This window comes from Pseudocolwellia sp. AS88 (assembly GCF_030551755.1).
Lineage (GTDB): Bacteria > Pseudomonadota > Gammaproteobacteria > Enterobacterales > Alteromonadaceae > Pseudocolwellia.
Genome location: NZ_JAUPEC010000010.1, coordinates 1 through 15535, shown reverse-complemented (window position 1 = coordinate 15535; position 15535 = coordinate 1). Strand labels below are relative to the sequence as shown.

Genomic DNA, 15535 nt, shown 5'->3' with positions numbered 1-15535 from the left:
TGAGATAAAAAACAAAAAGGTAAAACTCGTTAAATGCAAAAATTAGCACATTTTAGAAACAAGAAAATAGTCGTGTTGGGCGCTGGCCTAACAGGACTTTCTTGCGTGCGTTTTTTGCAAAATAATGACATTACTTGTGCTGTGAATGATAGCCGAGAAAACCCAACAGATTTAAGTACTTTTAATAAAGACTTCCCACAAGTGACTTTACACACCGGACAATGGAATACTGAGCTAATTCAAAATGCTGAAGTGTTAATTGTTAGTCCTGGTGTTGATTTAAATGAAGAAGTTATTCAAAGCAATATAAACTCTGATTGTGAAGTTATCGGCGATGTTGAGCTTTATTGTCAATTAAGTAAAACACCTATTTTGGCTGTAACAGGCTCGAATGGTAAATCGACTGTTGTGTCTCTATTGCATTACTTAGGCAACAAGCTAGGTTTTAAAACTCAACTTGGCGGTAATATCGGCGTACCTGTTTTGGATCTTTTAAGTGACGATGCTCATAACAAAGAACCAGAAATTGATTGTCTTGTATTAGAGCTTTCTAGTTTTCAGCTTGAAACCTTAACAAGTATGCAAGCTATGGCGGGCTGTATTCTAAACGTAAGTGATGATCATTTAGATCGACATAAAACTTTAGAGAATTACACCGCGATTAAACAAGCTATTTACCCACAAAGTGCTGTTGCGGTTGTAAATCGAGATGACCTTGCTACACAAGTAAGTAATCACCAAGTAAAAGCACAAATCTCTTTTGGTACTGATAAACCACAAACAGGTGAATTTGGTATCGAAGTATTTGATGATGTTCCATATCTTATGTACGGCGAGCAACAGTTAATTTCATTAGATAAATTGCCTTTAGCTGGAATGCATAACGCTTTAAATTATTTAGCTGCATTAGCTTTGGGTATACACGCAGGCTGGTCGTTACCATTAATGGTGGAAGCGCTATCAGGATTTAAAGGCTTAGAGCACCGTTGTGAACGCATTGAAACTCAAGATGGTATTCAATGGATAAACGATTCTAAAGCAACAAATGTTGGCGCTACTTTAGCCGCGATAAAAGGTTTGTCTGCTGTAGTTGGTAACAGTCAAAAGCTTATATTAATTGCTGGCGGTGAAGGTAAAGGTGCTAACTTTACTCCATTAAAAGCAATGATAGCTGAACATGTAGACCTGCTTTATACACTAGGGAAAGACGGCGATAAAATTGCAGAATTATTTGATAACAGTATTAAAGTTTCATCTATAGAAAAAGCTGTTCATTTAGCGAGTGGTGTAGCTAAACAAGGCGATATGGTTTTAATGTCTCCCGCTTGTGCAAGTATTGATATGTTTAGGAATTTTGTAGCGCGCGGACAAGCTTTTGTTAAAGCAGTGCATTCAGTGCAGGAGGTTAGTTAATGACTGCTTTCACTGATAACCTTAAATTTCCAGCGCTACCACAATGGCTAACTGTTAACTCTTCAAACGTTGAAACCTTTGATCGTACTTATATTATTTTAGCTTTCGCTATGTATATTATTGGTTTAGTTATGGTGGCAAGTTCTTCGATGCCTGTTGCTGAGCGTATGTTTGGAAATCCATTCCATTTTATTATTCGTCATTCGATATATATAGGCTTAAGCCTTATTGTTGCCGGCTTTGTTATGCAAGTTCCCTTAGCTATATGGCATAAGCACAGTACTAATTTACTTATATTTGGCATTTTCTTACTCGTTGCCGTGCTAATTATAGGGCGCACGGTAAACGGTTCTCAACGTTGGATAATGTTAGGACCAATTACTATACAAGCGGCAGAACCAGCAAAGCTGTTTTTCTTTTGTTATTTATCAGCTTATTTAGTGCGTCGCCGAAACGAGGTGATGGAAAACGTTAAAGGCTTTATCAAGCCATTAGTTGTTTTTGGGGTACTGGCAACTTTATTGTTGTTCCAACCAGATTTAGGAACAGTGATAGTAATGTTTGTAACCACATTTGGATTGTTATTTTTAGCGGGTGCTAAATTATGGCAGTTCATCTCTATTGCGTTAATGGGATTAGTCTCCATATCAGCTCTGGCTTATCTTTCACCTTACCGATGGGCGCGTGTTACTGGATTTTTAGACCCATGGAAAGATCCTTTTGGATCTGGTTATCAGTTAACGCAGTCGTTAATGGCATATGGTCGAGGTGAAATCTTTGGTGAAGGTTTAGGTAATAGTATTCAAAAGCTTGAATATTTACCTGAAGCACACACTGATTTTGTTATGGCTGTGTTAGCAGAAGAATTTGGTTTTGTTGGTATTGCTGCCATTTTAATACTTAGTATGACTTTGGTGATAAAAGCCTTGTTACTGGGTAGAACGGCAGTTAGCAAAGAAAAATATTTTGAAGGATTTTTCGCCTACGCAATAGGTATTTGGTTTAGTTTCCAAGCTGCCGTTAACGTTGGGGCAAGTGCAGGGATCGTTCCTACAAAAGGTTTAACTATGCCGCTGATCAGTTATGGCGGTAGTTCAATGATTATTATGACCATTGCACTAGTTGTATTATTAAGAATCGACCATGAAATTAGGTTGCAGAGTATTCAAGCAACCAGTAATGGAGGTCGAAAGAAATGAGTGACAGTAAGATTTTAAATAACGAAAACACCAAAGCTGATCAAAGCAGCACAGTTCAAAGCAGTATTGAACAAGATAACAGTAAAGCGCCAACTATATTAGTGATGGCTGGCGGCACTGGCGGACATATTTTCCCAGGTATAGCGGTTGCAGATAAATTGAAATCAGTTGGATGGAATGTCCATTGGTTAGGTACAGCTAAGCGCATGGAAGCGACCATAGTTCCAGCACATGGTTACGATATATCTTTTATTAACATTGCAGGATTACGAAATAAAAACTGGAAAGAATGGCTGAAAACACCTTTTAAACTGATGTTATCTGTATATCAATCAGTACAAGTTATTCGTAAGGTTCAGCCTGATGTGGTTTTAGGTATGGGCGGTTATGCAAGTGCACCAGGTGGCGTTGCTGCTTGGATCATGGGTAAACCTTTAGTATTGCATGAGCAAAATGCTGTAGCAGGAATGAGTAACCGATTTTTATCAAAAATAGCATCGCGTGTATTAAGCGCTTTTCCAGGCGCTTTTGATGAAAGCATTGAACATCAGGTGATTGGTAATCCGTTAAGAAGCGACATTATCGCTATTGAAAATGTAGTACCACACCAACCAGCAAGTAGTAAAAAAGTATTAGTTGTTGGTGGTAGCTTGGGTGCGCAAATATTAAATACCACTGTGCCGCAAGCAATGAAACAAATAAAGCTACAAAGTATTGATGTTTGGCATCAAACAGGTAAGGGCAATCAAGAAGCTGTTTTAGAAAGCTACCAAGAATATGGCTTACCAGAAGAAAAAGTGAAAGTTACAGAATTTATTGATGATATGGCTGAAGCTTATAAATGGGCTGATGTAGTAATTTGTAGAGCAGGCGCATTAACCGTTTCTGAATTAGCTATGGCAGCTAAACCAGCGGTATTTGTTCCATTGCCACATGCTGTTGATGATCATCAAACAAAAAATGCTATGTATTTAGTTGAACGTGGAGCAGCGAAGTTAATTCCTCAAGCTGAATTCAATGGAACAACATTAGCACAAATGTTAAATACGCTTTTTATATCAGACACCGTAGTACAAAAAATGGCAAAAGCAGCACACGATGCGGCACATGCTGATGCTACAGCTAATGTAGCTGGGATCTGTATAGAATTGGCGAAGAAATGAGTAAGCAAATGACAAAAAATCAATCAAACCAGCCTTCAAATACTGTGGGTATGAGAACACCTGAGATGAGACGCGTTAAACGTATTCATTTTGTTGGTATAGGTGGCGCTGGTATGGGCGGCATAGCAGAAGTATTACTAAACGAAGGCTATGAAATAACAGGTTCTGATATTGGTGAAAACCAAGTGGTTAAGCGCTTAACTAACTTAGGCGCCAAAATTGTTATTGGTCATCACAAAGATAATATTAAAGACGCTAGCGTTATTGTAGTTTCAACCGCTATTGATGCAACGAATCCTGAAATTGAGCATGCATTAGCTTTGCGTATTCCTGTTGTTCGTCGTGCTGAAATGTTAGCTGAACTGATGCGTTTTAGACATGGTATTGCGATTGCGGGTACTCATGGAAAAACCACAACGACTAGTTTAATTGCAAGTGTATTTGGTGAAGCTCAACTTGATCCTACATTTGTTATTGGTGGCTTATTAAATAGTGCAGGTACTAACGCCCAATTAGGCAATAGCCGTTATTTAATTGCCGAAGCTGATGAAAGTGATGCGTCATTCTTACATTTACAGCCAATGGTTGCTGTGATCACCAATATTGATGAAGACCATATGGAAACTTACCAAGGTGACTTTGAAAAACTTAAAGATACCTACATTGAGTTTCTCCATAACTTACCTTTTTATGGTCTTGCTGTGGTTTGTATCGACAACCCGGTTGTGCGTGAGCTTTTACCAAGAATTGGTCGCCAAGTGATCACTTATGGTTTTTCAGAAGATGCAGATGTTCAAGCCACTGACTTTAAGCAAACTAACGGTAAAAGTTACTTTAGTGTTAAGCGTGAAGGCAAAGAATTAATGGAATTAAGCGTTAATCTTCCTGGCGAACATAATGTATTAAATGCTCTAGCAAGTATTGCTGTAGCAACTGACGAAAATGTTGAAGATAGTGCGATTCAATCTGCACTAGAAAAGTTTGCGGGTATCGGTAGACGTTTTGAACAGCTTGCAGAGTTAAAAACAGATAAAGGCGAGATGGTTTTGGTTGATGACTACGGACATCACCCAAGAGAAGTACAAGTTACCATTAAAGCGATGCGAAATGGTTGGCCTGAAAAACGATTAGTCATGGTATTTCAGCCACATAGATACTCAAGAACACGCGATTTATATGAAGACTTTGTTGAAGTGCTATCTGAAGTTGATTGTTTGTATTTACTCGACGTTTACGCGGCAGGCGAACCTCCAATTCCAAGTGCTGATAGTAAAAGTTTAGCGAGAAGCATAAGACAGCGTGGTCAAGTAGAACCTATATATGTAAGTGATGTAAGTAAATTAGACGAATTACTGCAAAGCCAGTTGCAAGATGGCGACATGGTTATTACTCAAGGCGCTGGCAATATTGGTGCGGTAGCTAAAAGTCTAGCTTCAAGTGTTTTGTTAGGAGCATCTAGCAAATGAGTAAAGTATTAAAAGAACAAAAAATTGCTGTGTTATACGGTGGAAACTCAGCAGAAAGAGAAGTGTCTTTGCGATCAGGTAATGCGATTTTTAATGCGCTTGTATCTTCTGGTTTCAACGCCGAACTAATCGATACTAAAGGTTTTTGTTTAAGCGAGCTTACCAGTAAGAATATCGACAGAGTATTTATCGCATTACATGGCCGTGGCGGCGAAGACGGTTGCCTACAAGGCGCTTTGGAATATATGAATATTCCTTACACCGGCTCGGATGTTTTAGGCTCAGCGCTTTCAATGGATAAAATTAGAAGCAAGCAAGTATTTCAGGCGGTAAATATTCCAACAGCTCCATTTTGTATAGCCGTTAAAAGTACTTATGAAGCAGCAGATGCTACAAAAATGATGAGTGAGCTTGGTCATAAAGTGATGGTTAAACCTGCTAACGAAGGTTCTAGCATAGGGATGGCAATGGCGACCAATGCTGAACAATTACATGACGCATTAACGAGTGCTTTTGAATACGACGAAGATGTATTGGTAGAAGCTTGGATCACAGGTCCAGAATATACAGTAGCTATTTTAGGTAACGAAGCGCTTCCCGCTATACACATGGAAACGCCAAATGAATTTTATGATTACCAAGCGAAATATCAATCAACAACAACGCAATACCATTGCCCATGTGGTTTACCTGCTGAAGATGAGCAACAACTGCAAGCAATAGCTTTAAGTGCTTTTAAAGCAACTGGGGCGAAAGGTTGGGGACGTGTAGATGTAATGCGCAGCGAAGTTAATGGCTGGCAAGTATTAGAAGTAAATACAGTACCGGGAATGACAGAAACATCGTTAGTGCCAAAGGCTGCAAAAGAATACGGTTTAGCTTTCGATGAGCTAGTTTCTAAAGTGTTAGAAATAAGTCTGTAGGGCTAAATAGATGGCAACTACAGAAACTAAACAAAAAATAAACTTAGGCTTTTGGGCTGGTGTTGTATTTTTTGCCATAGTTTTAGGCTCAATTATCGCATTTGGCATGTTTTTAAATGACAAGCTATCTGAAGATGAATCAGCGCCAGTAACATCTTTAGTTATAAGTGGTGAAATGGCTTACACCAGTAAGAATGATATTGAAGCAGCCATAGAACACATTAACTTTGGTAACTTTTTTAAAGTTGATGTGAACAAGGTACAAAAAATGGTGCAAACATTACCTTGGGTTTATTCAGTATCAGTAAGAAAACAATGGCCGAATGAATTAAAAATATATGTTGTCGATCAATCTCCAATTGCCCAGTGGAATGGAGATTCTTATATCAACGTATATGGCGAAGTTTTTCAAACAGGTTCAACTAATTTAACAACAGGTTTGCCTGAGTTTTTTGGACCTGAAGGCACTGAAGACATTGCACTCGAAAACTATAATAACTTAAATGAGTTACTTAGTTTTGGTGGCTTCAACATTTCAGAGCTTGTATTAACTGAGCGATATGCATGGCAGTTAACACTTAAAAATGGCGTGATGTTGAATTTAGGAAGAGAAAATAGGGTAGAGCGCATACAACGTTTTATGGATGCTTACCCACATATAGAATTGAAAGAAGATGTACAAATTAATTATGTAGATCTTAGATACGACACCGGCTTTGCAGTTGGGTTTAAATCCATTGATACGAATGAAAGAGTTTAACTTTAAATGTCAAAAATAATTGATCGAAATTTGGTAGTAGGACTAGACATAGGTACTTCAAAAATATCTGTGGCTGTAGGTGAAATAACACCTGACAAAAAGTTAAGCATTATTGGAGTGGGTAACCAACCAGCTCGTGGCATGGATAAAGGTGGCGTTAACGATTTAAACCTTGTAATTCAATCTATTCAGCGTGCGGTTAATGAAGCTGAATTAATGGCTGATTGTAATATTACCTCTGTTTACTTAGGTATTTCAGGTAAGCACATCAGCTGTCAGAATGAACAAGGCATGGTACCAATTACAGATAATGAAGTTATCCAAGAAGATGTAGACAATGTAATTCATACAGCACGTTCTGTACCTATTTCAGCAGAACGAAGAATGCTTCATGTATTGCCACAAGAATACAGTATTGATTGCCAAGACGGCATTAAAAGCCCAATTGGTATGTCAGGTGTAAGAATGGAAGCAAAAGTTCATATTGTAACTTGTGCTAACGATATGGCTAAAAACATAGTGAAATGTGTTGAACGTTGCGATTTAAAAGCCGATCAACTTATTTTCTCTGCATTAGCATCAAGCTACTCAGTACTTACCGAAGATGAAAAAGAATTAGGTATATGTGTAGTTGATTTAGGTGCAGGTACCATTGATATTGCAATCTTTACTGGTGGTGCTCTACGCCATACCGCGGTGATACCAGTAGCGGGTAACCAAGTGACTAGCGATATTGCGAAAATATTTAGAACCCCGCTAAGCCATGCTGAAGATATTAAAGTGCAATACGCTTGCGCATTAAGACAAATGGTTAGCATGGAAGAGAACATTGAAGTACCAAGTGTAGGCGGCAGAGCGGCACGCTCTATGTCAAGACACACATTGGCAGAAGTTGTAGAACCTAGGTATCAAGAGCTATTTGAACTTATCCAAGAAGAAGTTCGAGAAGCTGGTTTAGAAGATCAAATTGCCGCTGGTTATGTACTAACGGGTGGAACTTCCAAAATGGAAGGTGTTGTTGAGTTTGCAGAAGAAGTGTTTCAAATGCCAGTAAGAGTGGCTACACCTCAAGATGTATCTGGCTTACATGAATATGTTAATGACCCAACTTATGCAACGGTTGTCGGTTTATTACATTACGGCATGAAAGCAAATGAACAACAAAGTAGTGAAATTAAAACAAGTGATGGCGTGAGATCTTTAGGGACATTAGGTGCTCGTCTTGTCGCTTGGTTTAAGGGTGAGTTTTAGAAAGAATTTTGTAAAACGTAACAAAAGTGTAAGAAAGTAGTAATAAAACAAGATTTAGCTTTATGTATTTAATAAATCTAAATAAAATATCGTTTTGGTGGAACAAAACATTATATAAATCGGAGAATAAAAAATGTTTGAATTAATGGAAGATCACAATTCAGAAGCGGTTATAAAAGTAATCGGTGTTGGTGGTGGTGGCGGTAATGCTGTTGAACACATGGTATGCCAAACTATTGAAGGTGTTGAATTTATAACAGCAAATACAGATTCACAAGCACTTCGTAATTCATCAGCTAACGTAACTTTACAGTTAGGTGGCGATGTTACTAAAGGCTTAGGTGCTGGCGCGAACCCTGAAATAGGTCGTAGAAGTGCTGAAGAAGATAGAGAAACTATCAAAGAAACCTTAAAAGGTGCTGACATGATCTTTATCGCTGCTGGTATGGGCGGTGGTACAGGTACTGGTGCGGCTCCTGTTGTAGCAGAAATTGCTAAAGAAATGGGAATCCTAACGGTTGCTGTAGTCACTAAACCTTTCCCGTTTGAAGGTAAAAAGCGTATGAATTACGCAGATCAAGGTATCGAATTTTTAACTAAAAATGTTGATTCATTGATTACTATTCCAAATGAAAAACTATTAAAAGTATTAGGCCCAGGTACAAGTTTACTTGACGCATTTAAAGCAGCAAACAATGTTTTACTTGGTGCAGTTCAAGGTATTGCGGAACTTATTACGCGTCCAGGACTCATAAACGTTGATTTCGCCGATGTTAGAACCGTAATGTCTGAAATGGGAACAGCAATGATGGGGTCTGGTACTGCATCAGGTGAAGATCGTGCTGAAGAAGCTGCAGAAGCTGCTATTTCAAGCCCACTTTTAGAAGATGTAGATTTAGCTGGCGCTCGTGGTATTTTAGTTAATATTACCGCAGGTATGGATATCAGCATTGATGAATTCGAAACAGTAGGTAACGCAGTTAAAGCATTTGCTTCTGAAAATGCAACTGTTGTTGTTGGTGCGGTTATTGACCCTGAAATGACAGACGAACTTCGTGTAACTGTAGTTGCTACAGGTATTGGCGCAGAGCGTAAGCCAGATATAACACTAGTTAACCCAGCTCCACAGGTTGAACAGCAAGTTGTTGGTGGCGATTATGTTCCAAGCCCACAAATTGATTTAAACTCAGCGAGTGTTGCAATGCCAGAAAGCAATGCACAAGTACAAAAGGTTGCTGCTACTGACTTAGATAACTATTTAGATATTCCTGCTTTCTTACGTAAACAAGCAGACTAAATAGCTAACTTAGCTACTAAAACAGCAGATTTTGATTATATCAAGTGAGTTTGATATACTACGCGGCCGCTAAAATTAGCGATACGTTATGATTTTTATATTCAAAATTAACAAGCAAATGGTTAAAGGCTATTTATGATTAAACAACGTACTCTTAAAGACAGTGTTTCAGCTGTCGGTGTAGGGTTACACAAAGGCGAAAAGGTGCGGTTAACTCTCCGTCCTGCACCTGCTAATACAGGAATTATATTCCGTCGTGTAGATTTAGACCCTATCGTAGACATTAAAGCCTCGCCTGAAGCTGTGGGCGAAACAACTTTATGTACGTGTTTAGTTAATGAAGATAATGTGAAGATTTCCACCGTCGAACATATTCTTGCTGCCATTGCTTCACTTGGTATCGATAATCTGATTATTGATGTCGATTCTGCTGAAGTACCAATTATGGATGGAAGTGCGCTTCCATTCGTATACTTGATCCAGTCAGTAGGGATTGAAACTTCAAAAGTAGCTAAACGCTTTATTCGAATTACTAAAACAATTCGTGTTGAAGAAGGCGATAAATGGGCAGAATTAAAACCTTATGAAGGTTTTCGAGTGAATTTCTCGATAGATTTTGATCACCCAGTTATTGCTAATACATGTCAAACAATCAGCATGGAATTATCAAGTTGTACGTTTATCAAAGAAATTAGTCGAGCACGAACCTTTGGTTTTATGCAAGATATAGATTTCTTACGTTCTCACGATCTTGCCCTTGGCGGTAGTTTAGAGAATGCAGTAGTACTTGATGAATTTCGTATGTTGAACAAAGACGATCTTCGTTATGATGATGAATTTGTAAAACATAAAATACTCGATGCCATTGGTGATTTATACATGGGCGGAACGAGTATCTTAGGTGAACTGAATGCATACAAATCGGGTCATGCGTTAAATAACATGTTGCTAAGAGAAGTTTTTAAACAAAAAGAATCTTGGGAATGGGTTACTTTTAAAGACGATGAAAAAGCACCGATCGAATATCAAGAGTTAAATACTTCTACTTTTTAAAAGTATTTATCTATAAAACCAGCTTATAGCTGGTTTTTTGTTTCTAACTTTGTATTAAATAGATAGCCCGAGTTTAGATTAACAATAATCTGAATAATTTAATATATCTTCAACTGAGCTTAGGTAAGATAGACGAATAACTGAAAAGTTTTTATTTATTAGCATGTTGAGCTAATTTCTCTAATTTTTCTTTTAAGCCTTTAGGAGCCTTTTGAGCAATACTCCTTAATTCATCAGCTGTTTTTACTGATATATTAGAAGTCGGTGGCGCAGAAAATACATTAGCTTGAGCAGGCATTACTCGTGCTTTATTTCGATAAGGAGATACTTTAATTTCGATTTGTGAATATTTACCTTGAGTAGCTTCAATCAATTGTTGATTTATCTTCATGCGTTCAAATTGAAGTCTTTGACTCCAAACGGAAGAATTTACTTCAATCACAACACTTTTATTATTAAAGTTAGCAATATGCCATACCTCTTGTGGCAGATCAGGGCAGGTTTGTCGTACAATGTCATTTAAAATGTTTAAAGAGTTGGTTTTTTCAGTTATGTATGCCAGAGTGCCTTTGTTTGAATTTATCAATAATGACATGTCTGAAGGACTTTTTGATTTTCGAGCCATAATAAAAAACCTAGAACAGAGATAACACCAATACCAATGAGTTTAACACTACTATACCGCGGAAAAAATGTAAGTTTTCTAATGAAGCTAAAAAAGCCCCATTGGATATCTTTACTTGTGGTTTTTTTCTTAATATCTGGTGGCATGATTCATTTGTTACTGTCTGGTAATGCAGTTCCTGATAAACCTTTATATTCTATGGCAAGCGAATTACAACCGCATTTCAATAGTGAAAACACTAACCCTCAGCAGTTAACCGCTTTAACCATGAAAATGGCTGAATTACAAAGCCAAATATTAAGAATTAATGCCTTAGGTGAAAGACTCGCTGAAGCATCAAATATCCCTGAAAATGAATTCAATTTTAAAGAATTACCAGCAAGTGGTGGACCTTCACTCGACCAAGAAGATGTGCCAGCTAAAAGCATGAAAGAGCTATCAAAAGATGCCTCGTCATTAGAAAATCAAATTATTTATGAAGAAAAACAACTCAATATGCTTGAATCTTTGCTATTGGGTCACCATATCGAAGTTAACAGTTATTTATCTGGTAGGCCAATTACTAAAGGTTGGTTATCGTCTTATTTTGGAACAAGAAAAGATCCATTTAATGGGCGACCTGCTATGCATAAAGGTGTAGACTTTGCAGGCAAAGAAGACACTGGAATTATTGCTACAGCCTCAGGTGTAGTAAGTTGGGCTGGAGAGCGCAGCGGATATGGTAATTTGATCGAGTTAGATCATGGCGATGGTATGAAAACACGTTATGGTCATAACAAAGTGATTTTGGTGTCAGCAGGCGACGTAGTAACTAAAGGTCAAATAATTGCTCGAATGGGAAGTACAGGTCGTTCAACAGGACCACATGTTCATTACGAAATTTTACGTGATAACAAGCAAATAAATCCAATCAAGTATATTTACAGAAAAGCTAAGTAAAACTAATAAGTTCTACATATTATCGTGTATATGACTAACTTTGGTTAGTGATATTAATTTAAGGCGGAAGAGTTTCTTCCAGAAATGGTTTAACAAGATGTTTGTAAAGTTAATAACAAAGCTGTTTGGTAGTCGTAACGATCGATTATTAAAACAAATGAAAAAAGAAGTAGCTAAAATAAATGCATTAGAACCCGCAATTGAAGCATTAACCGACGAAGAATTAAAAAATAAAACAGCTGAGTTTAAAGAACGTCTTACCAAAGAAGATACCTTAGATAGCCTTTTACCAGAAGCATTTGCTGTTGTTCGTGAAGCCAGTAAACGTGTGTTTGGTATGCGCCATTTTGACGTGCAAATGATTGGTGGTATGGTTCTGAATCAAGGCAAAATTGCTGAGATGAGAACCGGTGAAGGTAAAACGTTAACTGCAACATTACCCGCTTACTTAAATGCCCTTACAGGTAAAGGTGTTCATGTAATTACGGTGAATGATTATCTTGCAAGTCGTGATGCTGATTGGAGTCGTCCATTATTTGAATTTCTAGGAATGACGGTTGGCTGTAATATCCCAGGGTTAATGCCTAACGAAAAACAAGCGGCATACCAAGCTGATATCACTTACGGCACAAACAACGAGTTTGGTTTCGATTATCTTAGAGATAACATGGCTTTCTCACCTGAAGACCGTGCTCAAAAACCATTACACTTTGCTATTATCGATGAGGTTGATTCGATCTTAATTGATGAAGCAAGAACTCCATTAATTATTTCTGGTCAGGCTGAAGACAATGCTGACTTATACAAAGTAATTAATACGGTTGTACCTAATTTAGAGCAACAACCTGAAGAAGATAAAGAAAACGAAGCAAGTACAGGTGACTTCACTGTTGATGAAAAAGCTAAACAAATTTATCTAACAGAGCGCGGACAAATCCGTATTGAAGAAATCATGCAAGAGAAAGACCTTATCCAAGAAGGCGATTCTTTATTCTCTGCAAGTAACATCACATTATTACATCATGTTATGGCAGCACTTCGTGCACATAAACTTTTCCAAAAAGATGTAGATTATATCGTTAAAGATGGCGAAATTATCATTGTTGACGAACATACAGGTCGTACAATGGAAGGGCGTCGTTGGTCAGAAGGTTTACATCAAGCTGTTGAAGCTAAAGAAGGTGTAGATATTCAAAATGAAAACCAAACATTAGCTTCTATTACTTTCCAAAACTTTTTTAGATTATATGAAAAGTTATCGGGTATGACAGGTACAGCTGATACAGAAGCTTTCGAATTCAATCATATTTACGGTTTAGAAACTGTTGTTATTCCAACGAATCAACCAATGATCCGTGATGACCGTTCAGATTTAATCTACTTAACGGCAGAAGAGAAGTTTGAAGCCATACTAGAAGATATTAAAGATTGTGTAGAACGCGGACAACCTGTACTTGTTGGTACTATCAGTATCGAAACGTCAGAGTTTTTATCTAATTACCTTAAAAAAGCAAAAATTAAGCACAAAGTACTTAACGCTAAATTCCATGAACAAGAAGCTGAGATCGTTGCTGACGCAGGTAAAATTGGCGCTGTAACTATTGCAACGAACATGGCGGGTCGTGGTACCGATATCGTATTAGGTGGTAACTTAAGTGCCAATATTGCTAAGTTAAATAATCCTTCAGAAGCTGAAATTGCTAAAGTTAAAGCTGAATGGCAAGAGCAACATGAGAAAGTGTTAGCTATTGGTGGTTTGCATATTATCGCAACAGAGCGTCACGAATCTCGTCGTATTGATAATCAACTACGTGGTCGTTCAGGTCGTCAAGGTGACTCAGGTTCAACACGTTTTTACTTATCAATGGAAGATGCTCTTATGCGTATTTTCGCATCGGAACGTATTGGTAACATGATGCGCAAACTAGGTATGGAACATGGCGAAGCTATCGAACATCCTTGGGTAACTAAAAGTATTGAAAATGCGCAACGTAAAGTTGAAGGCAGAAACTTCGATATGCGTAAGCAATTATTAGAATTCGATGATGTTGCTAACGACCAACGTAAAGTTATTTACGAACAACGTAATGAATTAATGGACGAGCCAGAAATAGCTGATGTTATTACTGCTATTCGTGCCGATGTTGTTACAGGTTTAATCGACCAACATATCCCACCACAGTCTTTAGACGAAATGTGGGATATTGAAGGCCTTGAAGAACGCTTGAAAGGTGAACTCGCATTAGATTTACCTATCGCTAAGTGGTTAGAAGAAGATAATAAGTTACACGAAGAAACATTACGTGAGAAAATCTTAGAAGCTTCAAACACTGTTTATGCTGAAAAAGAAGCAGCTGTAGGCAGTGATGTGATTCGCCAATTTGAAAAAGCGGTTATGTTACAAAGCTTAGATTCACATTGGAAAGAACATCTTGCAGCTATGGATCATCTTCGCCAAGGTATTCACTTACGTGGTTACGCACAGAAGAATCCTAAGCAAGAATACAAACGCGAATCTTTTGAGTTATTCTCTGAACTTTTAGATAACTTAAAATATGATGTGATTGGTATTTTAAGCAAAGTTAAAATTCAAGCTGAGTCAGATGTTGAAGCCGTTGAAGAGCAACATCGTAAAGCTGAAGAAACACCTAAAGCCTTTACCCATGAAACTTCAGAACAAGCTTTAGCTGCTCCAGAAGAAACTAGACGTGTTGGTAGAAATGAAGCGTGTCCTTGTGGTTCAGGTAAAAAGTATAAACAATGTCATGGTAAATTAACTTAAGCTTAAGGCTAAAGTTTACTGTTAGACAAATGAACCCATAAGGTTCTAAAATCAAAGCCAGTCAATAGACTGGCTTTTTTATCACATTTTTTTAACACATTTAAAGAAGTTTAATTATGAAGAAAGTTGTAGAGGTTGCGGTAGGCGTAATAAAGCGTGGCGGTTTATATTTTATGACTCAACGTGCCGATCATGTTCATCAAGGTGGTAAGTGGGAATTCCCTGGTGGTAAAGTCGAAAAAAAAGAATTACCAGAAGAAGCCCTTAAGCGTGAGTTAAAAGAAGAAGTTAACTTAGATGTTGTAGGTAGCAGCTCTTTAATCACTATAAATCATGACTATGGTGACAAACTAGTATCTTTAGTTGTATTTCTAGTTGAAGGCTTTAAAAGCGAGCCTAAAGCTTTAGAAGGTCAAAAAGAAGGATGGTTTACTTTTGATGAACTTTTAACTTTAGACTTACCTGCAGCGAATAAAGGTATTTTAGATGCTTTGTCAAAACTGGGTTAAGAAACTCTTTGTAAATAAAGGTTATTTGATTTTAGTTAACCTGAACTCGGTTTAAGATGTTTTTAATTCATTGAAATTATTACTAATAAAATTTAACTTATACTCTAGCTTGATAGTTTTTCTTTCTTCAAGGCAAATTTCGCGTCAATAGCTAG

Annotated in this window: 13 protein-coding genes; 12 read left to right on the top strand and 1 reads right to left on the bottom strand. The window is 37.6% G+C overall.

Translation table 11 applies throughout. From position 1 onward, the window contains the following. Positions 1-33 precede the first annotated feature (33 nt). From murD to lpxC, 9 genes are all read left to right on the top strand, one after another. A complete protein-coding gene (gene murD / locus Q5N69_RS08875; protein ID WP_304368526.1) occupies positions 34-1413 on the top strand; it encodes a UDP-N-acetylmuramoyl-L-alanine--D-glutamate ligase in 1380 nt (459 codons plus the stop codon). Then, positions 1413-2612, top strand: a complete 1200-nt coding sequence (gene ftsW, locus Q5N69_RS08870; protein ID WP_304368525.1) for a cell division protein FtsW — start codon at positions 1413-1415, stop codon at positions 2610-2612. The genes murD and ftsW overlap by 1 nt, the downstream gene beginning before the upstream one ends. Then, on the top strand, positions 2609-3775 hold the full coding sequence (murG, locus tag Q5N69_RS08865; RefSeq protein ID WP_304368524.1) for an undecaprenyldiphospho-muramoylpentapeptide beta-N-acetylglucosaminyltransferase: 1167 nt from the start codon (positions 2609-2611) through the stop codon (positions 3773-3775). Before ftsW ends, murG begins: the two co-directional genes overlap by 4 nt. 50 nt (positions 3776-3825) lie before the next feature. Then, a complete protein-coding gene (gene murC / locus Q5N69_RS08860) occupies positions 3826-5241 on the top strand; it encodes a UDP-N-acetylmuramate--L-alanine ligase (RefSeq protein WP_342866562.1) in 1416 nt (471 codons plus the stop codon). Beyond that, positions 5238-6164 (top strand): D-alanine--D-alanine ligase, encoded by a 927-nt coding sequence (locus tag Q5N69_RS08855; RefSeq protein ID WP_304368522.1) that lies wholly within the window; start codon positions 5238-5240, stop codon positions 6162-6164. The genes murC and Q5N69_RS08855 overlap by 4 nt, the downstream gene beginning before the upstream one ends. A 10-nt stretch (positions 6165-6174) precedes the next feature. Then, positions 6175-6924 (top strand): cell division protein FtsQ/DivIB, encoded by a 750-nt coding sequence (locus Q5N69_RS08850; protein ID WP_304368521.1) that lies wholly within the window; start codon positions 6175-6177, stop codon positions 6922-6924. Positions 6925-6930: 6 nt separating this feature from the next. Next, on the top strand, positions 6931-8175 hold the full coding sequence (gene ftsA, locus Q5N69_RS08845) for a cell division protein FtsA (RefSeq protein WP_304368520.1): 1245 nt from the start codon (positions 6931-6933) through the stop codon (positions 8173-8175). A gap of 133 nt (positions 8176-8308) precedes the next feature. Continuing rightward, the gene (ftsZ, locus tag Q5N69_RS08840; RefSeq protein ID WP_304368519.1) at positions 8309-9472 is read left to right on the top strand and encodes a cell division protein FtsZ; all 1164 of its coding nucleotides are present in this window, start codon (positions 8309-8311) and stop codon (positions 9470-9472) included. Between the two features lie 135 nt (positions 9473-9607). After that, entirely contained in the window at positions 9608-10525 is a 918-nt protein-coding gene (gene lpxC, locus Q5N69_RS08835; RefSeq protein WP_304368518.1) for a UDP-3-O-acyl-N-acetylglucosamine deacetylase, read from the top strand. Positions 10526-10676: 151 nt separating this feature from the next. Here lpxC and Q5N69_RS08830 read toward each other — a convergent pair whose 3' ends face one another. Next, the gene (locus tag Q5N69_RS08830; RefSeq protein ID WP_304368517.1) at positions 10677-11150 is read right to left on the bottom strand and encodes a DUF721 domain-containing protein; all 474 of its coding nucleotides are present in this window, start codon (positions 11148-11150) and stop codon (positions 10677-10679) included. An 81-nt stretch (positions 11151-11231) separates the two neighbouring features. Between Q5N69_RS08830 and Q5N69_RS08825 the strand changes: the two genes are divergently transcribed. The 3 genes from Q5N69_RS08825 (at position 11232) to mutT (ending at position 15380) form a co-directional block, all read left to right on the top strand. Then, entirely contained in the window at positions 11232-12089 is an 858-nt protein-coding gene (locus tag Q5N69_RS08825) for a M23 family metallopeptidase (protein WP_304368516.1), read from the top strand. A gap of 97 nt (positions 12090-12186) precedes the next feature. Then, positions 12187-14871, top strand: a complete 2685-nt coding sequence (secA, locus tag Q5N69_RS08820) for a preprotein translocase subunit SecA (RefSeq protein WP_304368515.1) — start codon at positions 12187-12189, stop codon at positions 14869-14871. 116 nt (positions 14872-14987) lie between these two features. Next, positions 14988-15380, top strand: coding sequence for an 8-oxo-dGTP diphosphatase MutT (gene mutT / locus Q5N69_RS08815; RefSeq protein WP_304368514.1), 393 nt, complete (start codon positions 14988-14990; stop codon positions 15378-15380). The last annotated feature ends 155 nt before the right edge of the window (positions 15381-15535 follow it).